Annotated in this window: 21 protein-coding genes; 6 read left to right on the top strand and 15 right to left on the bottom strand. The window is 63.9% G+C overall.

What is annotated here, in order from left to right; all coding sequences use genetic code 11:
- Positions 1-17: 17 nt before the first annotated feature.
- From PVE35_RS10670 to PVE35_RS10625, 10 genes are all read right to left on the bottom strand, one after another.
- On the bottom strand, positions 18-794 hold the full coding sequence (locus PVE35_RS10670) for a DUF4892 domain-containing protein (RefSeq protein ID WP_268184311.1): 777 nt from the start codon (positions 792-794) through the stop codon (positions 18-20).
- A 153-nt stretch (positions 795-947) separates the two neighbouring features.
- Positions 948-1811: an alpha/beta fold hydrolase gene (locus PVE35_RS10665; protein ID WP_277374614.1), complete on the bottom strand. Its 864-nt coding sequence runs from the start codon at positions 1809-1811 to the stop codon at positions 948-950.
- Positions 1808-2611, bottom strand: a complete 804-nt coding sequence (locus tag PVE35_RS10660; RefSeq protein ID WP_277374613.1) for an alpha/beta hydrolase — start codon at positions 2609-2611, stop codon at positions 1808-1810. The genes PVE35_RS10665 and PVE35_RS10660 overlap by 4 nt, the downstream gene beginning before the upstream one ends.
- A 97-nt stretch (positions 2612-2708) precedes the next feature.
- Positions 2709-3341, bottom strand: coding sequence for a LysE family translocator (locus PVE35_RS10655; protein ID WP_277374612.1), 633 nt, complete (start codon positions 3339-3341; stop codon positions 2709-2711).
- Positions 3342-3385: 44 nt separating this feature from the next.
- Positions 3386-4189 (bottom strand): AraC family transcriptional regulator, encoded by an 804-nt coding sequence (locus tag PVE35_RS10650; RefSeq protein WP_277374611.1) that lies wholly within the window; start codon positions 4187-4189, stop codon positions 3386-3388.
- 56 nt (positions 4190-4245) lie between these two features.
- Positions 4246-4689 carry a hotdog fold thioesterase gene (locus tag PVE35_RS10645; protein WP_277374610.1) on the bottom strand — a complete coding sequence of 148 codons (444 nt, stop codon included), beginning with the start codon at positions 4687-4689 and terminating at the stop codon, positions 4246-4248.
- Positions 4690-4745: 56 nt separating this feature from the next.
- Entirely contained in the window at positions 4746-6413 is a 1668-nt protein-coding gene (locus tag PVE35_RS10640) for an AMP-binding protein (RefSeq protein ID WP_277374609.1), read from the bottom strand.
- A 187-nt stretch (positions 6414-6600) separates the two neighbouring features.
- Positions 6601-7059 carry a phosphohistidine phosphatase SixA gene (sixA, locus tag PVE35_RS10635; RefSeq protein ID WP_268177697.1) on the bottom strand — a complete coding sequence of 153 codons (459 nt, stop codon included), beginning with the start codon at positions 7057-7059 and terminating at the stop codon, positions 6601-6603.
- Entirely contained in the window at positions 7056-7403 is a 348-nt protein-coding gene (locus PVE35_RS10630; RefSeq protein ID WP_277374608.1) for a DUF4389 domain-containing protein, read from the bottom strand. The genes sixA and PVE35_RS10630 overlap by 4 nt, the downstream gene beginning before the upstream one ends.
- Positions 7404-7416: 13 nt before the next feature.
- Entirely contained in the window at positions 7417-8439 is a 1023-nt protein-coding gene (locus tag PVE35_RS10625) for an NAD(P)H-dependent glycerol-3-phosphate dehydrogenase (RefSeq protein ID WP_268177699.1), read from the bottom strand.
- A 276-nt stretch (positions 8440-8715) separates the two neighbouring features.
- On the opposite strand from PVE35_RS10625, the gene PVE35_RS10620 reads away from it, so the two are divergent.
- From PVE35_RS10620 to fabB, 3 genes are all read left to right on the top strand, one after another.
- On the top strand, positions 8716-10596 hold the full coding sequence (locus PVE35_RS10620; protein ID WP_268177700.1) for a response regulator: 1881 nt from the start codon (positions 8716-8718) through the stop codon (positions 10594-10596).
- 218 nt (positions 10597-10814) lie between these two features.
- A complete protein-coding gene (fabA, locus tag PVE35_RS10615) occupies positions 10815-11330 on the top strand; it encodes a 3-hydroxyacyl-[acyl-carrier-protein] dehydratase FabA (RefSeq protein ID WP_268177701.1) in 516 nt (171 codons plus the stop codon).
- Between the two features lie 11 nt (positions 11331-11341).
- The gene (fabB, locus tag PVE35_RS10610) at positions 11342-12562 is read left to right on the top strand and encodes a beta-ketoacyl-ACP synthase I (RefSeq protein ID WP_268177702.1); all 1221 of its coding nucleotides are present in this window, start codon (positions 11342-11344) and stop codon (positions 12560-12562) included.
- 502 nt (positions 12563-13064) lie between these two features.
- On the opposite strand, the gene PVE35_RS10605 is transcribed toward fabB, so the two are convergent.
- The 5 genes from PVE35_RS10605 to PVE35_RS10585 all read right to left on the bottom strand — a co-directional run bounded on the left by PVE35_RS10605 (position 13065) and on the right by PVE35_RS10585 (position 18617).
- Positions 13065-14693 carry a methyl-accepting chemotaxis protein gene (locus PVE35_RS10605; protein ID WP_277374607.1) on the bottom strand — a complete coding sequence of 543 codons (1629 nt, stop codon included), beginning with the start codon at positions 14691-14693 and terminating at the stop codon, positions 13065-13067.
- A gap of 201 nt (positions 14694-14894) precedes the next feature.
- A complete protein-coding gene (locus PVE35_RS10600; protein WP_277374606.1) occupies positions 14895-15212 on the bottom strand; it encodes a hypothetical protein in 318 nt (105 codons plus the stop codon).
- A 33-nt stretch (positions 15213-15245) separates the two neighbouring features.
- The gene (locus tag PVE35_RS10595; protein ID WP_277374605.1) at positions 15246-15926 is read right to left on the bottom strand and encodes a dual specificity protein phosphatase family protein; all 681 of its coding nucleotides are present in this window, start codon (positions 15924-15926) and stop codon (positions 15246-15248) included.
- The gene (locus tag PVE35_RS10590; RefSeq protein ID WP_277374604.1) at positions 15926-16648 is read right to left on the bottom strand and encodes a phosphatase PAP2 family protein; all 723 of its coding nucleotides are present in this window, start codon (positions 16646-16648) and stop codon (positions 15926-15928) included. Before PVE35_RS10590 ends, PVE35_RS10595 begins: the two co-directional genes overlap by 1 nt.
- A 10-nt stretch (positions 16649-16658) precedes the next feature.
- Positions 16659-18617, bottom strand: a complete 1959-nt coding sequence (locus PVE35_RS10585) for an alkaline phosphatase family protein (protein ID WP_268177707.1) — start codon at positions 18615-18617, stop codon at positions 16659-16661.
- A 102-nt stretch (positions 18618-18719) separates the two neighbouring features.
- On the opposite strand from PVE35_RS10585, the gene PVE35_RS10580 reads away from it, so the two are divergent.
- From PVE35_RS10580 to PVE35_RS10570, 3 genes are all read left to right on the top strand, one after another.
- Positions 18720-19403 carry a response regulator transcription factor gene (locus tag PVE35_RS10580; protein WP_277374603.1) on the top strand — a complete coding sequence of 228 codons (684 nt, stop codon included), beginning with the start codon at positions 18720-18722 and terminating at the stop codon, positions 19401-19403.
- Positions 19393-20664, top strand: a complete 1272-nt coding sequence (locus PVE35_RS10575; protein ID WP_277374602.1) for a HAMP domain-containing sensor histidine kinase — start codon at positions 19393-19395, stop codon at positions 20662-20664. The genes PVE35_RS10580 and PVE35_RS10575 overlap by 11 nt, the downstream gene beginning before the upstream one ends.
- 82 nt (positions 20665-20746) lie before the next feature.
- On the top strand, positions 20747-21436 hold the full coding sequence (locus tag PVE35_RS10570) for a class I SAM-dependent methyltransferase (RefSeq protein WP_268177712.1): 690 nt from the start codon (positions 20747-20749) through the stop codon (positions 21434-21436).
- Position 21437: the final 1 nt, after the last annotated feature.

Genomic DNA, 21437 nt, shown 5'->3' with positions numbered 1-21437 from the left:
AGTCTTTCAACGGCCTGCTAGCGCAATAGCCTGACCTGCAATGTACCTTCCTGCCCCTCGCCCAGTTCCAGGCGGGCCTCACGTACGCGCTGAGCAATCAGCGCCTCACGCCAGTCCTCAGCCCGGGCGCCGCTGAGACTGACGCGCAGGGTGCTGTCGAGATTGAGGGTACGCGCCAGCAGGCGGCTCCACTCGGCATCGGGTGTGGCGTCTTGCGACAGACTCAACACGCCCTCGCTGCGTAGCTGACGCAGCAGGGTGGCGGGCGTCGACAACAGCCTGCCCAGAGCGCTTTTGGCGTCGAGCTGCTCGGCATGCAGGTAGGCGCGGCGATTGCCGCGGGTGATGCTATACAGCGCCACCAGGCTTTCATGCCGGGGCTCGGCCAGGCGCAACAGGGCATAGGCCTGCTGGTTGTCCGAGCCGTACAGCGTGGCATCGCCGAACACTGCATTGGCCCACAGGCTGCTCGACCCGCATTCACGGCCCTGACACCAGTACAGCAGCTCGGCACCGCCTGCCAGCAGAGCCTTGCGCGCCTGGTCAAACACCTGGTCAGCACTGTGGGTACTCGGCAGTTGGTAGGTCACGGCCTGTAGCTGCCCTTCCGCCAGCACTTCACGCTCGTAGCGCAAACGACCGCTGATACGGCGAACGGCGCCTTGCGGGTAGATACGCTCTACGTCCGGGGTACTCCGATAGGCGACGATCTGGCTCGCCGGGAAGCGTGGCAACACCTCGAGATCCTGGCTGCCCGGCACGTCCGCCGCCCAGATCCAGCTACTGCAGAACATGGCGATCGCCGCGGCCAGCCAAGCTAAAGGTTTCGTGGAGGCCCGCGCGCCGGATGCTACAGCCAGGCGCTGCGTGTGGCAGATGAAGGGGCTGACGATCATGCAATTCTCCATGGCAGACCGCCACACCTTTCCTCAAGGGCCTCCATCAAGTCAAGGCGAGCCCAGGAATGGATTGAAACAATCCGCTACACGCTGGGCCCCGGTTTCATCGTTCAGATGCAGGTGATGGCCGCCAGGCAGACGATGGATGTCGAATGGCAGACTTGCCAGCAAAGTTTCCAGTTGCGGCTGGGCCAGCACCATGCCCTGCTCGGCCAGCACCAGGCTCACCGGACACTGCAGCGCACGCACGAAGGCCTCGGCATGGGCACGACTCAGGCGCAGCGGCGAAGGCAGGGTCAGCCGCGCATCGCTGCGCCAGGTATAGCCACCCGGCACCGGCATCAGACCGCGGCGGGCGAGCAGTTCGGCGGCCTCGTAGCTGACCGCTCCGATGCCGGTCATGCGCGCCTTCACTGCACGCTCCAGGTCGGCATAAACCGGTTTGCGCTTGCCTTCCAGAGCCAGCTTGGCACGCAAGGCGTCACCCAGCTTGGCCGGCGCTTCATCCGCCTCGCTGGTATATGGCAGCAAGCCGTCGATCAGCGCCAGGCGCTCGATGCGCTCGGGCACGGCAGCGGCCAGCAGTACGGCGGTGATGGCGCCCATGGAATGACCGAGCATGGAGAAACGCTGCCAGCCGAACTGTTCGGCCACCATCAACACGTCATGGGCGTAAGCCCAGAGCGCGTAATCCGTCCCTGCTGGACGATGGTCGGAATGGCCGTGCCCGGCGAAGTCCAGAGCGACGATGCGCACCCCGTGCAGGCGCGGCGCCAGGTGCGCGAAGGTGGCGGCGTTGTCCAGCCAACCGTGCAGGGCGATCACCGGCCTGCCATCCTCCGGGCCATACAGATGGGCGGCCAGCTCGATATGCGACAGGCTCAGACGCACTTCCTCGAATGCCAGGCTCATGCGCACACCTCCTCGGCGGCGCTCCAGCGCGCGAACAACTGGCGCAGCAGCGCTGCGGTGTCCTGCGGGCGCTCCAGGGGAAACATGTGCCCGCCCGGTAGCTGATGGTATTCGGCGCGCGGCATGCGCCGTACCGCGCGGGTATGGTGTGGCAACACCACACGGCTATGCCGCCCCCGCACCATGGCCAGCGGCACGGCGAGCTGGCGCGGCTTGCCCGGCGCGATATGCGGCACGCTGCGGTAGATGCTGATTTCCGTCGCAGCGTCGAAACGCAGGCGCAGGCCCTGCTCCACTGGCTGCAGACCATGCTCGACATAGGCATCGAGGCACTCGGGGTCGAAACGGCGAAATAACGTCTTACCGGCGAAATAGGCACGCGCCTCGGCCAGGTCGGCGAAGGCCTCGCGCCGGCCCAAGGTTCGCCCAGCCGGGGTGATGCGATCGATGAAGCCGAAGCGCTTGGCCGCACGAATCACCATGCGATCGGCCAGGGTCAGTATCGGCGAGTCGAGCATCACCACGCCGCGGTACAGCTCCGGGCAACGCAGCGCGGCATGGTAATGCAGCACGCCACCGAGCGAGTGGCCGACGCCCCAGACCCGCTCGCCGCCCTTGCGCAGATGGTGGATCAGCTCCTCCACCAGATTGCTCCAGTTGTCATCCACCGGAAACGCCGGGTCGTGACCATGCTGCTGGAGATGCAGCACCCGGTAGTCCGGTGCCAGCGCGGCGAACAGCTTGCCGTAGGTGGCAGATGGAAAGCCATTGGCATGGGCGAAGAAGATCGGCTGCGACATGCGCGATTCCTGCAAGAGAACATGCGGCAATTCTCCAGCAGCCTCGCCAGGCCGGCAATGACCGTAACCGCCATGGATGACGGCGCAATGGCCAGGCCTATGACGCCAGGTGTCCGACGATGCTCGCGGCCACCAGTAGAAACACCAGGCCACAAACGAAATCGACGGTCGGCGCCACCTGCAGCAGCCGCTGACGCATCGCCGGGCGACTCAGGGTCAGGCCCAGCAAGCTGAACCAGAACAGACTGAGGCCGAACAGGAGCGCGGCACAGGCCATCTTGCCTGGCAGCGACATGTCCGCCGGCACCAGGCTGCTGAGCAGCGCCAGGAAGAATACCAGCGCCTTGGGATTGCCCAGGTTGGTCAGCACTCCGCGCAACCAGGGGCCGAATGCCGAAGGGGCCAGCTCGCCGTCCAGGCGCCGGCTGCTCGTGCCGCCGCGCCACCAGGCCTGTACCGCACCGATACCCAACCAGCCCAGGTAGAGCGCGCCAGCGACCTGCACCAGCTCGAACAACCAATGGGTGCGGCTGAGCAGCAAGGCCACGCCGCTGAGCACCAGGGTGCCATGCAGGAGAATGCCGCAGGCCAGCCCCAGGGCGCTGAGCAGACCGGCCCGGCGGCCCTGGTGCAAGGCGGTACGCACCACCAGGGCCACGTCCGGCCCGGGACTGACAAGGGCCACCGCGAAGACGGCAGCGAGCGACAGCAAGACGGATGTCTCCTGCATTGCGTTCTCCAGATGAGAGGAAGGTAGCGCAGTGTTTGCCGGTATCAGCCCTGGCGCAGGCGCGCCGGCGGCAGCCCATAGGTACGACGGAACAACCGCGAGAAATGCGCCTGATCGTAGAAGCCCAGGCGCAGGGCGATCTCGCTCAGTGGCTGGCCTGCCAATACCAGCGGCAACGCACGTTGCAGGCGCAACTGGGTGAGCCACTGGTGCGGTGGCAGACCGGTGTGCTGACGGAAACGCCGCAATGCCTGCCAGGGACTCATGGCGCAGAAGGCGGCGAGTTCTTCCAGTGAAGGAGGATCGTCCAGGCGACTCTCCAGCCAATCGCGCAGACGCTGCCAGGTTTGCCTGTCGAATGCCCGATTCGGCTCACTGATGCGCAAGCTCGAACCCATTTCCAGCAACTGCGCCAGGGCCTGCCAGAGCGCGCTTTCCTGAGCCAGTGGCGAGCCCCCGAGCATGGCGGCATGAAAGTGCTGCAGGCGCTGCGCCAGCAAGGGATGACGCAGACTCGTGGTGGTCAGCCTCGGCGCGCCCTGGCGCCCTTCGCTCAGGCTGCGGCTGGCCTCGTCGAGCCAATGCGGATCGAACGCCATGACCCGAATGCGATAGCCCGCACCATCCAGGCAGGCACCGTCGTGGATGCCCTCCGGCGCCATCAGCAGCACATCCCCTGCCCCGGCCTGACGCCGCTCGCCGCCATAGACATAGCGGTGCTGCCCCTGCACCAGCAGGCCGACGTGATATTCGAGGTGGAAATGCCGGGGAAAGGCGAAGCGATGGTACTCGGCGTCGATCAGGCGGACGCCGGGCAAACTGCTCTGGGTGTGAGTGATCTGTTCCATGGCGCCCACTCTAGCGCCATGGCTCGGCTAAAGCTTGGATGAAATTGCAGCCTTACTCAGCGCCCTGGCGGTTGCTCACCCAGCGGCACGATGGCCACGGTCAGGCGTGAGATGCAACTGGGTTTGCCGTCATCGCCATGCAGGCGAATGTCCCAGACATGGGTGCTGCGCCCCAGGTGCACGGCGCGCGCGACCGCATGAACACGCCCGCTGCGCAAGCCACGCAGGTGATTGGCGTTCACCTCCAGACCCACGCAATAGAAACGCTCGGGATCGATGCACAGGTAGCTGGCCATCGAGCCCAGGGTTTCGGCAAGCACCACCGAGGCGCCGCCGTGCAGCAGGCCATAAGGCTGATGGGTACGAGCATCGACCGCCATGCTGGCGCTGATCGAGTCGTCGTCGAAGGACTCGAAACGGATGTCGAGTACTTCGCCGATGGTATTGCTCAGGCTTGCATTGAGTGCCTCGAGATCAGGCGTACGCTGCCAAAGGCTCATGGAAATATCCTTGCGCTGGAAATACCGGGCCAGCATGCGCCAGCCCACCACAGGCTTCAATCGTGCCAGAGCACCACTTCGCCACGCTGCTGCCATTCGCCGAAGCGCTCGCCGTAGATGCCTTCGATCACCGCACGCTTGATCTTCAGCGTCGGCGTGAGGAAGCCGTTATCCACGCCCCAGACCTCCTTGACCAGCACCAACCCCTGCAGGCGCTCGTGCTGGTCGAGACGCCCGTTGATCTCCTCGACCAGCGCACGCAGACTGCTTTCGAGGCCTGCGCGCGCCTCGTTGGCCGACTCCTGGCGACCGATATCCGACAGCACGCAGAGCGCGATGGGCTGCGGCAGGCCATCGCCCACCACGCACACCTGTTCGATCCGCGGGTGCTCGCCCAGACGGTTCTCGATGGGCGCAGGCGCCACGTACTTGCCCTTGCTGGTCTTGAAGATCTCCTTGATCCGCCCGGTCAGACGCAGATTGCCCTCGGCGTCCTGCTCGCCCTTGTCGCCGGTACGCAGGAAACCATCGTCGGTGATGGCTTCAGCGGTCTTCAGCGGCTCCTTGTAATAACCCTGCATATTGGCCCCACTGCGCACCTGCACCTCGCCGTCCTCGGCGATGCGCACCTCCACGCCCGGGTTGTTCTGACCAATCCAGCCCTGCTTGAAACGACCGGGCCGGCATACATGGGAGTAACCACAGTTTTCGGTCATGCCGTAGACCTCCTGGATTTCCATACCCAGGCGGCGATACCAGTTGAGCAGCGCCTCAGGCACCGGCGCGGCGCCGGACAGCGCGTAGCGCACGGCATCGAGACCCAGGCCGGCCAGCACCTTGCGCCCGACGATGCGGCCGATGATCGGCAACCTGAGCAGACGCTCGAGCTTGTGCGCCGGCATCTTGGTGTACACGCCCATCTGGAACTTGGTCCAGATCCGCGGCACGCCGAACATCACGGTGGGGCGCGCCCGCTTGAGGTCATCGAGGAAGCTGTCCAGGCTCTCGGCGAAGAACACCGTCTGCCCGCCATAGAGCGAGGCCAGTTCGACGAACATGCGCTCGGCCACATGGCACAGCGGCAGGTAGGAAATCACCCGGTCGTCTTCGTTCACGCCGAACAGGCCGGTGGCATTGCTGGCGGCGAAGCCCAGATTGGAGAAGCTGTGCATCACCCCCTTGGGCATACCGGTGGTGCCGGAGGTGTAGATGATGGTGGCCAGTTGGCCGGGGGCCGGCTTGGGGTCGTCCTGGATCGGCGCACTGCACTGCAGGTCGTCCCAGCGGTGATCGAAGCTGCCCAGCGGATGCAGCGGCAGGCTGATGGTCGGCACACCTTCGGGCAGGCCCGGCGCCATGCTCGGCCAATCATCGAGCTTGCCGATGAAGGCCAGGGCCGCCTCCGAGTGCACCAGCACCTGACGCAGCGAATCCGCGGTGAGGTTGGGATACAGCGGCACCGAAACATGCCCGGCCATCCAGATCGCCAGGTCAGCGATGATCCAGTGCGCGCAGTTCTTGGAAACGATGGCGATACGGCTACCAGGGGGCAGTTCGCGGCTACGCAGCCAGTTGGCCGCGCGTCGCGCCTGCTCCCCTACATCCGCCCAGCTCAGCTCGAGCAGTTGACCGCCGGGCAGCGGTTGAACCATGTAGCGTTTGTTCGGGTGCCTTGCTTCACGCTCATAGAACAGCTCGAGCGGCAAACGGATCGCATCAGCCACAGGGCGTCCTCCTTGTTGTTTTTGTAGGGGTCAACCAAGCACTTGCTTGGTTGACTATTCCACGCACATCGAGGAGGCGCAAGTTAAGAAATGTTTCTGCTTCAGGCGGCAGGCGGATCAGCCTGTGCGAGACCCAGTGCCCCTAAAGGCTTTTGCTTGCAGCTTGTGGCTTGCAGCTTGAAGCTGCTCAATACGGATGAATCAGCGCCAACAGCTCCATCAGCCCGGCTGCCGGGATATCACCTTCCAGTTCCGCCAGGCTGGCCGTACGCATGGGCAGCGGCTCCTGACAGTGGCCGTGCACCAGCAACCCACCCAGAGCACCGATCAGCGGCTGGTGACTGACCAGCAACACCTCGACACCCTCTCGTCCATCGAGGTGTTTCAGGACATCCCGCGGGTCATTGTCCGGTGTCAGCCAGGGCACGGTATCTATCTGGCCGGCGAAGGCCAGCTCGCTGCGCACCAGCTCCGCCGTCTGCTGCGCACGCACGTAGGGGCTGGCGATGATGGCGCTCAGCGGCCGACCGGCCAGTTGCGCGGCAGCCTGCCGTACTTCCTTGCGACCGTGGGCGGTGAGCTCGCGGGCGGCGTCGCTGGCCGCCTGCGGCTCGGCCTCACCATGACGCAGCAGCCACAGCCTCACAGCTTGGGCTCCTCGTCACGCACCGGGTGCGGCGCTGGCGGGATGCTGTGCGCCGCCTCGCCTTCCGGAGCGCGCGGCGTCGGCCAGTCGGCGAAAGGCCAGGGTTTTTCATCGGTATTGAAGGTGCCGAAGCGGCCGATCTGCGCCAGGTACTGGCTGAGGCTGTCGCCAAACCCGAGCAGGCTGGCGTTCGGTGCGCCGTAGAACAGGCGATAACCCAGTTGCAGCAGCACCACGGCCCCCAGCAGCAGCTCCGCCAGTTGCCAGACGATGACGAAAATCACCATCCAGAGGATGCGCAGCAGTATCGATTCGCGCGCCAGTTCCCGTTGTTCGTCGCTCATGCTCTGCTCTCCTTCAGAAACCTGCGGTGGGGATGAAATCGACATCGGTTTTCGGTTCGCCGGTCATCAGCAGCTCGATCACCTGGGCCAGGGTGCGCCCCTCGAACAGTACGGCATGCAGCCCGGCGACCAGGGGCATATAGACGTCCAGCTCCTCGGCCCGAGCCTTGAGTACGCGCAGGGTGTTGACCCCTTCGGCCACCTCGCCCAGGCGCTCCACCGCCTCCTCCAGGCTCAGCCCCTCGCCCAGGGCGAAGCCGACCTGATAGTTGCGGCTTTTCGGTGACGAACAGGTAACGATCAGGTCGCCCACCCCGGCCAGACCAAGGAAGGTCATGGGGTTGGCGCCGAGCTTGACCGCGAAACGGGTCATCTCCGCCAGGGCACGGGTGATCAGCATGCTCTTGGTGTTCTCGCCCATGCCCAGGGCGGCAGCCATGCCGGACATGATGGCGTAGACGTTCTTCAGCGCGCCGCCGAGTTCGACGCCGAAACGGTCGGCACTGGCGTAAACGCGGAAGGTTCGACCGTGCAGGGCCTCCTGCACACGCAGGCAAAGCGCCTCGTCCTCGCTGGCGATGACCGTCGCGGTCAAGGCGTGATCGGCCACTTCCTTGGCCAGGTTCGGCCCGGACAGCACACCGATGCGCGCCGCCGGGGCGATTTCCTCGAGAATCTGGCTCATCAGCTTGAAGCTCTTGGCCTCGATGCCCTTGGTGGTACTGATCAGCATCTTGCCAGCCAGGAGCCCGGCCACTGGCTGCAGGGCCTCGCGCAGCGCGCTGGAAGGCAAGGCCACCAGCACCAGTTCGGCCTGCTCCAGGGCCATCTGCATGTCGCTGGTCGGCTCGATGCCGGGATGCAGCTTGACCCCCTTGAGGTAGCGTGGATTCTCGCCATTGCGGCGCATCTGCTCAGCCTGCTCGGGGTCGCGCATCCACTGCAGGACACGCTGACCGTTTTCCGCCAGCAGGTTGGCCAGAGCAGTACCGAAGCTGCCGCCACCGAGCACGGCAATGGGAAGGGACTCAGTCATAAATCATCCGATTGAAGCCATCTAGGCTGGCGTTTTACAGGCATTATACGGAGCCGAGAGCCATCGGCCAGGGGCAAAAATGCCCGGGCCGGCCAGCCGACGAGGCGCAAGACTGTCGAGGCCGGAGCTTGAACCGGTTCTCAGACGCTTTCGGCAAATGCAGGGCACCACTGGCAAAGACCTGCAGGTCGGTTACCATGCACGTTTGACGTTCATCGCCAAGGACGGAATCGTGCCTGCCGGTACTGCCCTGCTCCCCACCCAGAGTCTTCAGCCATGAGCCAACGCCGTGGTTGGAACATCCATACCCGGACCCAATTGATCAGCGTCGGTCCGGCCCTGTTGCTGACGTTGCTATTGACGGGTTTTCTCACTTTCACCCGGCTGCAGGATCTGCGTCAGGAACTCAACCACACCGGCCAGTTGATCGCCAATCAGCTCGCCCCAGCCACCGAGCAGGTGTTTCTCAGCGGCAATCTCGACGCCCTCGACCGCCTGCTGAGGGCCACGCTGGATACCCCGGACGTACGCTTCGCCGAGGTACGCGATCGCGACGACAATATCCTGGTCTACGTCGAGCGGCCCAAGCCTCATGGCCAGGGCACGGCGCACGTGGAGGTGTTCCAGGCCGCCATTCGCCTGCAGCGCCCGGCCGCCAACGTGCTCGGCACGCCAACCAGCCACAATGGCTATCTGGGCCGCGTGGTGGTGGCCATGTCCAACGACACCTTCAACGCCCGGCAGCAGGAGATCCTGCTCAAGGCCGCCGTGCTGTCGCTGCTCGCCCTGCTTCTTACCTTTCTCCTTGCCCGCCGCCTCGCCAGGCGTCTGGCGCAGCCGATCAGCGCCATGGGCCAGGCGCTGGAGCGTATCCAGGGCGGCGACTATAGCCAGCCCCTGCGCGAGGTGGGCAACGACGAGCTGACCGACCTCGCGCGGCATATCAACAACCTGGCCAGCACTCTGGATCGCAGCGGCCGTGAGCAACGCCTGGCCATCGAAGCGCTGGTGCAGGCGCGCGAGGAGTCGGAGCAGGCCAACCGCGCCAAATCCGATTTCCTGGCCATGATGAGCCATGAGCTGCGCACCCCGATGAATGGCGTGCTGGGCATGCTGCAACTGCTGGAGACCACCGAGCTCAACGACGAACAGGCCGAATACGCCGCCCTGGCTGCCGAATCCACCGAACACCTGCTCAAGGTGATCAACGACATACTCGATTTCTCGCGCATCGAACGCGGCGCCCTGGAGCTGGAGAGCATTCCCTTCAACCTGCCGGAACTGCTCGAAGGGTCAGTACAGGTGTTCCAACACAGTGCCCAACAACGCGGCCTGGAGCTTTCCCTGGAAATCCAGCCGGGCCTGGAACACCTGGAAATCAGCGGCGACCCCACGCGCATCCGGCAGATCCTGGTCAATCTGATCGGCAACGCGCTGAAGTTCACCGAAGAAGGCAGCATCGCCCTGCACGCCCAGTGGCAGATACTGGACGAGCAGGTGCTCTGGTTCACCTGCTCGGTACGCGACTCCGGCATCGGCATCGACAGCGAGCACCTCGGGCGCATGTTCGATGCCTTCGCCCAGGCGGACAACTCGATTTCCCGCCGCTATGGTGGCACGGGCCTGGGCCTGCCCATCGCGCGCACGCTGGCCGAACGCATGGGCGGCACCCTGAACGTGGAGAGTCAGGTAGGCAGCGGCTCGGTGTTCACCCTGGAGATTCCCCTGCCCTTCCGTCCAGCACAGGAACATCCGGCTGACATCGAGGGTCAACCTCTGGGTACAGGTGATGGCCAGCAGGTTCTGCTGGTGGAAGACAACCCGGTCAACCAGACCGTGATCGAAGCCATGCTGCGTAGTCTAGGCTACCGAGTCAGCCTGGCAGCCGATGGTCAGCAGGCCGTGCAACGCTTTGCAGAGCAGCCTTACGCGGCGATTCTCATGGATTGCCGCCTGCCGCTGATGGACGGCTACGAAGCCACCCGGCAGATTCGCCAGCAGGCACAAGGGCATGCGGTGCCGATCATTGCCCTGACCGCCAACGCGTTGCAGGGCGACCGCGAAACCTGCCTGGCCGCGGGCATGAACGATTACCTGGCCAAACCCTTCAAACGGGCGGATCTGCAGCGCATTCTGCAACGTTGGCTGCACCCTTGAGAGGGCAGGAACGGGCAAGACACAACGTACGCCGTTACATGCCGTGATGGCAGCCCTGTGACAAGCGCAGGCGAGCGGAGTACAACTGTACTCATCGCACTGTGACTTTCACCACAACGCAACAGTCTATGACTAGGCTGCCGGCATACACCCAGCGTTGGTGCCGGCCAGGACGATTCGCCCAGCCTTAGATGCATGGGGACAATTGAGGAGCTCGCATGACAAAACCAAACGCCTACTCTCGGGAAGATCTGCTCGCCTGCGGCCGCGGCGAACTGTTCGGCCCGGGGAACGCGCAACTGCCCGCCCCGAACATGCTGATGATCGATCGCATCGTTCATATCAGTGAAACCGGCGGCAAGTATGGCAAGGGCGAAATCGTCGCGGAGCTCGACATCAACCCGGACCTGTGGTTCTTCGCCTGCCACTTCGAGGGCGACCCGGTGATGCCAGGCTGCCTGGGCCTCGACGCCATGTGGCAACTGGTCGGCTTCTATCTCGGCTGGCAGGGCAACCCCGGCCGTGGCCGCGCGCTGGGCAGCGGCGAAGTCAAATTCTTCGGTCAGGTACTACCGACCGCCAAGAAAGTCACCTACAACATTCATATCAAGCGCACCATCAACCGCTCGCTGATTCTCGGCATCGCCGATGGCAACGTCAGCGTCGACGGCCGTGAAATCTACAGCGCTGAAGGCCTGCGTGTCGGCCTCTTCACCTCCACCGACAGTTTCTGAAGGACTTGCATATGCGTCGTGTCGTGATTACCGGTCTGGGCATCGTTTCCTGCCTGGGTACTGACAAAGAAACCGTTGCCAGCAGCCTGCGCGAAGGCAAATCGGGTATCCGCTTCAACCCGTCCTACGCGGAAATGGGCCTGCGCAGCCATGTTTCCGGCTCCGTTAACCTGAACCTGGAAGAGCTGATCGACCGCAAGATCATGCGTTTCATGGGCGACGCGGCCGCCTTCGCCTACCTGTCCATGGAGCAGGCGATCAAGGACGCCGGCCTGACTCCGGAGCAGGTTTCCAACCCGCGTACCGGTCTGATCGCAGGCTCCGGCGGCGCTTCCACCTTCAACCAGATGGAAGCCCTGGACATCCTGCGCGAGAAAGGCGTCAAGCGCATCGGCCCATACCGCGTCACCCGTACCATGGGCAGCACCGTTTCCGCCTGCCTGGCCACGCCCTTCCAGATCAAGGGCGTGAATTTCTCCATTTCTTCGGCCTGTGCCACCAGCGCGCATTGCATCGGCCAGGCTATGGAACAGATCCAACTGGGCAAGCAGGACGTGGTCTTCGCCGGCGGCGGCGAGGAAGAACACTGGAGCCAGAGCTGCCTGTTCGACGCCATGGGCGCCCTCTCCACCCAGTACAACGAGACCCCGGAAAAGGCCTCGCGCGCCTACGACGCCAAGCGTGACGGTTTCGTCATCGCCGGCGGTGGCGGCATGGTGGTGGTCGAGGAACTGGAACACGCCCTGGCCCGTGGCGCCAAGATCTACGCCGAGATCGTCGGCTACGGCGCCACCAGCGACGGCTACGACATGGTCGCCCCGAGCGGTGAAGGCGCGGTGCGCTGCATGCAGCAGGCGCTGGCCACCGTCGACACCCCGATCGACTACCTCAACACCCACGGCACCTCGACGCCGGTGGGCGACGTGGCGGAAATCCGCGGCGTGCGCGAAGTGTTCGCGGACAAGGCGCCGAAGATCAGCTCCACCAAGAGCCTCTCCGGCCACAGCCTGGGCGCTGCCGGCGTGCAGGAAGCCATTTACTGCATGCTGATGATGGAAAACAACTTCATCGCCGGCTCGGTCAACATCGACGAACTCGACCCGGAAGTGGCCGATATGCCGATCGTGCGCAAGACCGAAGAAAACGCCAAGATCGACACCGTGATGAGCAACAGCTTCGGTTTCGGCGGCACCAACGCCACCCTGGTGCTCAAGCGCTGGGCTGGTAAGTAACGGCTATAGCTGTGAAGAGAAACGGCGCCTGCGGGCGCCGTTTTCATTTAAGGGTTATTGCATTTTAGGGGGAATGCTGGTTGACACTGGACTGGCAAGTTTGTGTATTGGTTTCGGTCGTTTTCGGTGTTCAAGCTGCTTATCGGCGTTCTGCTGATGTTTTTGGTTTCGCCCTCCCGGGCGAGTCACTTTTGTAGGGCAAAAGTAACCAAAACCCTCCGCCCGATCATCCGGCCCTGACTGCGCCAGGGTTCGCTCACTCCACCGTCGCTCCAGAGGCCCGCCGCGGTGGGCCATCCCTGGCCCATCGTGGCTCTCGCGGCATCCATGCCGCTCAACCTATTCCACGACGATTCCGTTCGCCCTCCTGGGCGGGCTCTGCACGCGCCTGAACCTGCAGTAACCCCCTGATCCAACGGCGTACTTAGCGAGTACGCCCTACGCGCTGCTGTATAGAAAACGGCGCCTACGGGCGCCGTTTTCGTTTGTCGCATCCGAGCTGTCAGACCTTGAAGCGCGCCACCAGGCTGTTGAGATCCACCGCCAGACGAGACAGCTCCTGACTCGCAGCAGTGGTCTGGTTGGCCCCAGCCGAAGTCTGCATCGACAGATCGCGGATATTGACCAGGTTGCGATCCACCTCTCGCGCCACCTGCGCCTGCTCTTCAGAAGCACTGGCGATCACCAGATTGCGCTCGTTGATCGAGGCAATGGCCTCGGTAATCTGCTCCAGCGCCCCGCCGGCGGCCTGCGCCACCTCCAGTGTCGAGCGCGTGCGCCCATTGCTGCTTTGCATGGCGCTGACAGCGCGCTGAGTACCACTCTGGATGCCGCCGATCATCTGCTCGATTTCCTGGGTCGATTGCTGTGTGCGCTGCGCCAGCAGGCGTACCTCATCGGCCACCACGGCGAAACCACGGCCCTGTTCGCCGGCACGAGCGGCCTCGATGGCGGCATTAAGCGCCAGCAGGTTGGTCTGCTCGGCGATGGAGTGGATCACGTCGAGCACCTTGCCAATCTCCTGCACCCGTTGCGCCAGTTGCTCCACCTCGCCGGCGGTACTGGCCACATCAGTCGCCAACTGACCGATGGACTCCACCGTCTGACGCACCTGTTCGCGACCCTGGTGGGCAGTCTGGGTGGAAGCGCGCGAGGCTTCCGAGGTGCTCACGGCATTGCGCGCCACCTCCTCCACTGCGGCGGTCATTTCATTGACCGCCGTAGCCGCCTGTTCGATCTCGGTGTTCTGCTGATGCAGGCCACGGGTGGCGTCTTCGGTGACGGCATGCAGCTCTTCGGATGCCGAAGCCAATTGATTGGACGAGTCGGCGATGCTCTGAATGGTGCTGCGCAGGCTACCCTGCATTGCCTTCAGGGCGTTCAGCAGACGCGCCGGCTCGTCCTTGCCTGCAGCATGAATGGTCTGCGTGAGATCGCCAGACGCAACGAATTCGGCGGCCTGTACCGCCTCACCAAGCGGCGCGACGATGCTGCGGGTCAGCACCACGGCGAGCAAGATGGTAATGCCGAGTGCCAGGGCAATGGCGACGAAAACACCGTACCGGGCCTCGCTATTGGCACGCGCGATGGACTCGGTTGCCGCCTTGACCCCCTCGTCGTTCAATTTTGCCAGCGCGGTCAAGGACGTGGCCAACGCATCGGCATGGCGATTGAGCACATCCGTCTCGAAGCGGGCCATGGCCGCATCGAAATCGCCCGTCTGCGCCAGACGTAGCACCTCGGCGCGCTCTGCCAGATAGCTTTTCTCGGCCGCGCGGAACTGCTCGAATAGTTGCTGCTCCTTCGTGGAAGAAATACGCGACTCATAAGCCTCATAGACATTCTGGACATAGTTCAGCAACTCGTCCGCCCGCTTGAGGGTCAGTTCGGACTTGGCCACGTCGCGGTCGACCAATACGCGCAGGGTCAGCGCGCGTACCCGCAGCACCGTCTGCGACAGATCGTTGAGTGCCAGAATGCTGGGTACCCAGTTGTCTTCCACCTCCTGTGACTGTTGATTGATGTTTTGCAGCGTGACGAGCATCCATATGCCCATCAGCAAGACCAGCAACGCCACCAGACCGAACCCCAGACCTGCACGGGGAGCAATGGACATATTGCGCAGCGACATTCGATTCACCTGTTTCGGTTGTGCGCCGCCCCTGGCGATTCTGTGAATGCCCGAGGCGCTCGGCGCGTTTGTGCCTGAGTTCTCGAACGGTCACATGCACAGCTTCTACAGCATGACGACTGACCCCTTCAGGAGCCTAGTTCAGATATCCGGAGTTTGGACGAAGGTACGAAAAAGTGATCGGCACGCTGCGGAAAGACCCTAGCGATTCAGCGCCTTGGCCATCGCCTGATCGACGTGGTGACGCCATTCGCGATCGCGCCAGTCCTGCTCGCTGCTCACATGCCAGTCGTCACGTTGCTGGCTCTGCTCGCACTGGCGAAAGCCATCGTCCCACCCTTGCGTGTACAGAGGCTCGGACTGATAGCGGCTGAGCGCCTTGGTGTAACCGCCCAGCGGGCCGGCGGCTGCCCGTCCACTCTGGCAGCCCGCCTCGAAACCATCGACGAAGGCTGGCGGGTAGTCGGCGGCCAGCATGCTCTCACGCAGGCTCTGGCAGGCCACGAGCGTGACCAGCACCCCCCCAGCAGCATCCGTCGGTACAGGTTCATGTCAGGCACCGGCCATCCAACCAGACAACGCCGCCTTGAGCTGGCACAGCGCCCAGGGGCTGGTGCTGCAGGCACCGCTCTCCAGAGCGGTGCGCAACGCGCCGATGTCGGCACCGCGAATGTAGCGTTCGGCATCGCCCATGCGATCCTCACCACCGAAGCCGCCGCCGGCCATCTCGGCCAGCGCCTGCTCCTTGCTCCAGTCCTGATAGATGATTCGATACATCGCGGCGATCAGCCCCGTACGGTTCTGTCCGTGCTTGCAATGGATCAGCACCGGGCCTTGCGCCTGGGCCTGGCGGATGCTGCGCATCACCTCGATCACGTCGCTGTCGTCGATACGGTCGGTGTGCAACGGTAAATGAACCTGGCGCACACGCGGGTCGCGCAGCCATTGCCCGTCACCCTGCTGATAGAAGTTGATCACCGTGGTAACGCCGAGGTGCTGCAGTTGCGGCCAGTCCTGCGCCTTGGGCAAGGCGCTGCGATACAGATCGGGCGCCATGCGATAGAGGTTGATGTGCTTGTCCAGCGGCTGCGCCCAGCCGGCCGGCCGCACCGGCATGGCCGGCGCAGCGGGATTGCTGGCGCCCCAGGCCATGCTCAGGGGCAACGCCAACAGAGCACCCAGGAATACAGCAGCGGCGATAACCACGCGTAACATCTGCAACAAACCTTTCATTACCCCTGCCCTCCCCATGCCAGTTGTTCTTGCTGCGCCTGTACGGCAGGTGCCCGATACAGCACCAGACGGTAGGTCACCAGGCAGATGACCCAATCGATCAATAGCGTCCACAGGTTGTGTGAAAGAAAATGCGCGCCCTGCAGCATGCGCCCCAGCGAGAACAGCGAGCCGAGACCGAGCGCCACCATCAGCGCGACACGGGCGGCACGCGGCCTGCGGTCACGCAAAACGAAGAACAGCGCGATCAGCGAGAACCCGGCCGAGGCGTGGCCGCCCGGCCAACAGCGCCCCGGATTGGCAGTGGGCGCACGCTCGGCGAGCAACGGCGTGAAATGTTCCTGGCCACCGAACTCGCTGAGACTCCAGGGGCAATGCATGCCGGTCAGGGTCTTCAGCGGCGTGACTACCGAAGTGGAAAGCCCCAACGCCAGCACCAGATAGCCCAGCGCACGGCGCCAAGGCCGCAACCGCGTCGGCAACAGGCTGAGCAGGAAGCCGGCGATGGCCAGCACACCGACGACGATGACCGCCTGCTTGGCTCGGTCATGCAGGATGTCTTCCAGCCAGAAACTGTGACGACCGATAAAGCCCTCGCCAGGCTGGTAGAACAGATGCTCGATGGCAAAGTCCAGGGGGCTGGGGTCAATCGCCAGCAGCAAGGCCATCATCAACAGCGGGACGCCCAGAGCCAGCGGGAAGTTGAAGTAACGTGACCTCATGCTCGGCTCCTCAGCGCTGGCTCAGTTGAGAATCGGACTGCCCGCCGGGATGCCAGGCGATCAGACGCTTCTGAAAGGCGTGGCTGGCCCCCTGGTAGTAGGCGATGTCACGACGCATCAGCGGATCATCGCTGTCGACGCGTGTCTCACGGCTGAGCCCCAGGGCATCCACGTGGCGGCGCATGCCCTGGCGCGGACTGAGAATGGCCAGGTCGTGGCCGTCGAACAGCCCCAGATGCTGGTAGTTGCCCAGCAGCGCACGGCCTTGGGCGTGATCCTCACGCAGCAGGTTGCGGCCGAAGAAGGTGGACACGTAGTCCATGTTCATCAGCCCCAGCAACGTCGGCGCCACGTCGATCTGGCTGGCCACGTCGGCGTATTCGGCCGGGTTGATGTGTTTCGGCGAGTAGACGAACAGCGGGATGTGGTAGTTGGCCACCGGCAGGTCTTCGCGCCCGGCGCTGCCGGCGGTGTGGTCGGCGACGAAGACGAACAGGGTGTCGTCGAACCAGGGCTTGCTGCGCGCCTCGGTGAGGAACTGGCCGATGGCATAGTCGGTGTACTTCACCGCCCCCTCACGCCCCTCGCCCGACTTGATGTCGATACGACCATCGGGATAGGTGTAGGGACGGTGGTTGGAGGTGGTCATCAGTTGCAGGAAGAAGCGCTTGCCGCTGGCATGGTCGGCATCGGCCACCTTCAGCGCCTGGCGGTAGAGATCCTCGTCGGCCATGCCCCAGGCGTTCTGGAAGCTCATGTCGGCGTCGGCGACGCTGCTCTGGTCGACGATGCGATAGCCATTGCCGCCGAAGAACGCATTCATGTTGTCGAAATAGCCACGACCGCCGTAGATGAACACGCTGTCATAGCCCTTGGCAGTCAATTGCTGACCCAGGCTGGCATAGCCGGCCTCGCGACCGATGCGTTTGACGATGGAGCGCCCCGGCGTCGGCGGCATGGACAGGGTGATCGCCTCCAGGCCACGGTCGGTACGGGTACCGGTAGCGTAGAAATGGGTGAACACCAGGCTGTGCTTGCGCAGCTCGTCGAGGTTCGGGGTCAGTCCACGGCTATCGCCGAAACTGCCCAGGTACTTGGCACTGAGGCTTTCGATGGTCACCAGCACCACATTGAGCGGCTTGGGCTGGCCCGGGTTGTCGATCACCCGGCGGATGTCCTCCGGATCGCTGCCGATGAAGCGCGCATTGGGTTCGCTCACTTCCTCACGCAGCAAGCTGGCCACGGCCTGATCCGGCAAGGTGGCGTAGAACTGCCGATAATCCAGCTCGTTGTTACGGAAGGCGGCGAAGAACTGGTACGGCCCGTTGCTCGCCAGTTCGCGCTGATAGGTGTTGCCCCCCAGCCCGCGTGGCGCATCCTGGCCGACCAGGGCAAGACACAGGCCCACCAGCAAGGCCAGCAGCATCACGCCAGGCACCGCGCGCTTGAATGGCAGACGCGGCGCCTGCAGCGCATCATGCAGGGCACGCCGCAGGACGAAAGTCAGGCCAATCGCCAGGGCAGCCAGCAACGCCAGCAGCGGGTAGATCGGGTAGGACTCGAGGATGTTGTCCACCACCTCCTTGGAGTACACCAGGTAATCCACGGCGATGAAATTGAAGCGCACCCCGAATTCGTCCCAGAACAGCCACTCCGCCACGGCGGTGAAGAACATCACGAAGATGCTGACGGCGGCCACGCCCAGCAGCAGCCGCTGATGCCAGCGCCGCTGCCACAGCCAGGACGGGCACAGCAGCAGGTACAGGGTCATGGGCGTGGCGGCGTAGAGCAGAAAACTCAGGTCATAGACCAGGCCGACCCCGTACAGTCCCAGCAGATTGGCCGGCGTGACGCCGGCATCGCCCAGGTGGCTGACCAGCAGCACGCTACGGGTGAGGAAGAACACTGCCAGCCAGACCAGCAGAATGATCGACAGATAACGAAGTTGCGCGTAATGAAGCCGAGGCATCGTATGATCCTTTCAGGATGAAACGTGCCTCAGTCTGCTCAGGGCTGCGTGAGCCGCTCGTCAAAGCCATGTGAAAAAATCGTCAAACCCGGGACACCACCAATGCGCATTCTGGTCATCGAAGACAATCGGGACATCCTCGCCAACGTGCTCGACTACCTGCAGCTCAAAGGCTTTACCGTGGATTGCGCGCAGGACGGTTTGAGTGGCCTGCACCTGGCCAGCACCGGTCATTACGACCTGATCGTGCTGGACATCATGCTGCCCGGCATCGACGGCTATCAGGTGTGCAAGCGCCTGCGCGAGGATGGCCGCAACGAGGTACCAATCCTCATGCTCACGGCCCGCGATGCACTCGATGATCGCCTGCAGGGCCTCAATGCCGGCGCCGATGACTACCTGATCAAACCCTTCGCCCTGTCCGAGCTGGTGGCGCGTATCGAAGCCATCCTGCGCCGCAGCCAAGGCAGCCGCAAACGCCAGTTGCAGATCGCCGACCTGATCTACGACCTCGACACCCTGCACGTCAGCCGCGCCGGTCAACCGCTCAAGCTCAACCCGCTGGGCCTCAAGCTGCTGGCCATCCTCATGCAACGCAGCCCGGCCGTGGTGCGCCGCGAGGCGCTGGAGGAGGCACTGTGGGGCGACGACTGCCCGGACAGCGACAGCCTGCGCAGCCACGTCCACCAGTTGCGCCAGGTGCTCGACAAACCCTTCCCCACGCCCCTGCTGCATACTATCCACGGCGTCGGCTATCGCCTGGCGGAGACTGCCCATGCTGGCTAAGCAACCCTTCGAGCGGCGCATTCTCATCGCCTTCGTGCTGATGACCGTGGTGGTCAGCGGCCTGTTTTCCCTGAGCATCGTCGCGGTGGTGCACTTCATCGAAGAACACCTGGTCTCCCAGGAGCTGAGTCGTGAGCTGAGCGAAACCCTGAGGGAGGACATCAGCCAGGGCCACGCGCCACGCCTGGACAGCAGCACCCGCTTCTTCTCTTCGGCTCACCCCGAGTACGCCATTCCCCAGGCGTATGAAGGTCTACGAGAAGGCTTCAACGAGTTGTTCAGCGGTGATGAGGCGTATTACGTCTACGTGCAGCAGATCAACGGCCAGACCTACATGCTGGTGGAGGATCAAGAGGAGTTCGAGGCCCGCGAGAATGCCCTGTTCAACGTGGTGCTGGCCGGTTTTCTGCTCACCGTGCTGGCAGCCTGGGGCCTGGGCCTGATCACCGCCCGCAAGGTCATGGCACCGGTCACCCGCCTGGCACAACAGGTGCGCCACCGCGACCAGTTGCACCCGCTGGCGCCGCCACTGGCACCGGATTACCCGGATGACGAGATCGGCCAACTGGCGGCAGCCTTCGACAGCACCCTTGGTCAGGTACGCCAGTCACTGGAGCGCGAGCGCCTGTTCACCAGCGATGTCAGCCATGAGCTGCGCACCCCACTGATGGTCATTGCCTCCTCCTGCGAACTGCTCGCCGAGGCGCCGCTGGCCCCGCGCGAAAAGGAACAGGTGGCACGCATCGCCCGTGCCTGCGAGGAGATGCGCGAACTGGTGCAAACCTTCCTGCAACTGGCACGCGACAAGAGCAACGCGGCGGCGTTCGTCGGCGATCGCTCGCTGGCCAGTGTCGCCGAGGAACAGGCCACGCGTTGGGGAGCACTGATGCAGGAGAAGGGTCTGGACTTCCAGATGCGCATCGAAGGCCAGGACGAGGGCCAGTACAACGCCACCTTTCTCGCCACGGTGATGGCCAACCTGCTGCGCAATGCCCTGCACTACACCGAGCGCGGCAGCGTGCGCCTGATCCTCGAACGCGGCGCCTTCCGCATCGAAGACAGCGGTGCGGGGATTCCTGTCGAACAGCACGAGCAGATCTTCCAGCCCTTCGTCCGCGGCCCTCAGGCCCGTGGTGAAGGCCTCGGTCTGGGCCTGTCGCTGGTCAAGCGAATCTGCACCAAGCAGGGCTGGAAGGTCAGCCTGCAGAGTGAACCTGGGGGGGGCACCCGTTTCCGGGTGGAACTGGCGGCCGCGTCTTGACGAAATTTTCACAGCCCTTTGACGTGAACTTGATGCCCTGACCACTAGGGTAGCGAACGTAATCCATTGCCGGACGTTCGCCATGCACAAGCCAAGCCCCATCGAACTGGAATTCTCCCGCAAGTACGACCTCGACCACGCCCAGCAGTACCTGCACAAGCATCAGGACGGCCTGGCCAGGCGCCTGTCGCATTGGCGCGATATCCAGGTGGCGCGACGCGCCCTGAAGCTGGCCGAGCAGCCCAACCTGGTACTCGACCTGCCCTGTGGCGCCGGGCGCTTCTGGCCCATGCTCTGCGAACAGCAGAACCGGGTGATCCTCGCTGCCGACAATTCCGCCGACATGCTCGCCACCGCCCGCGCCGCCCAAGCACGCGAAGTCGTGGCACGGGTCAACAGCTTTCGTACCTCGGCCTTCGCCATCGACCTGGGTGCCAACGCGGTGGACTGCATCTTCTGCATCCGCCTGCTGCACCATATCGAGTCGAGTGAGCATCGCCTGGCCATCCTGCGTGAATTCCATCGGGTCAGCCGCGACAGCGTGATCGTCTCGCTGTGGGTCGACGGCAATTACAAGGCCTGGAAGCGCCGCCGCCTGGAAGCGCGTCGTGCCGCCGCTGGCCGCGCCACGCAGAACCAGAATCGCTTCGTGGTGCCGCGCGCGGTGATCGAGGGGGAGTTCCATCAGGCCGGTTTCGACATCGTCGGTCACCTGGACTTCCTGCCCGGCTATGCCATGTGGCGCACCTACGTGCTGCGCAAGGAGGTCTGAA

It is taken from the genome of Pseudomonas sp. AA-38, from assembly GCF_029457475.1.
GTDB lineage: Bacteria > Pseudomonadota > Gammaproteobacteria > Pseudomonadales > Pseudomonadaceae > Aquipseudomonas.
The sequence above is the reverse complement of the archived record's forward strand: the minus strand, read 5'-3'. Positions and strand labels throughout refer to the sequence as shown.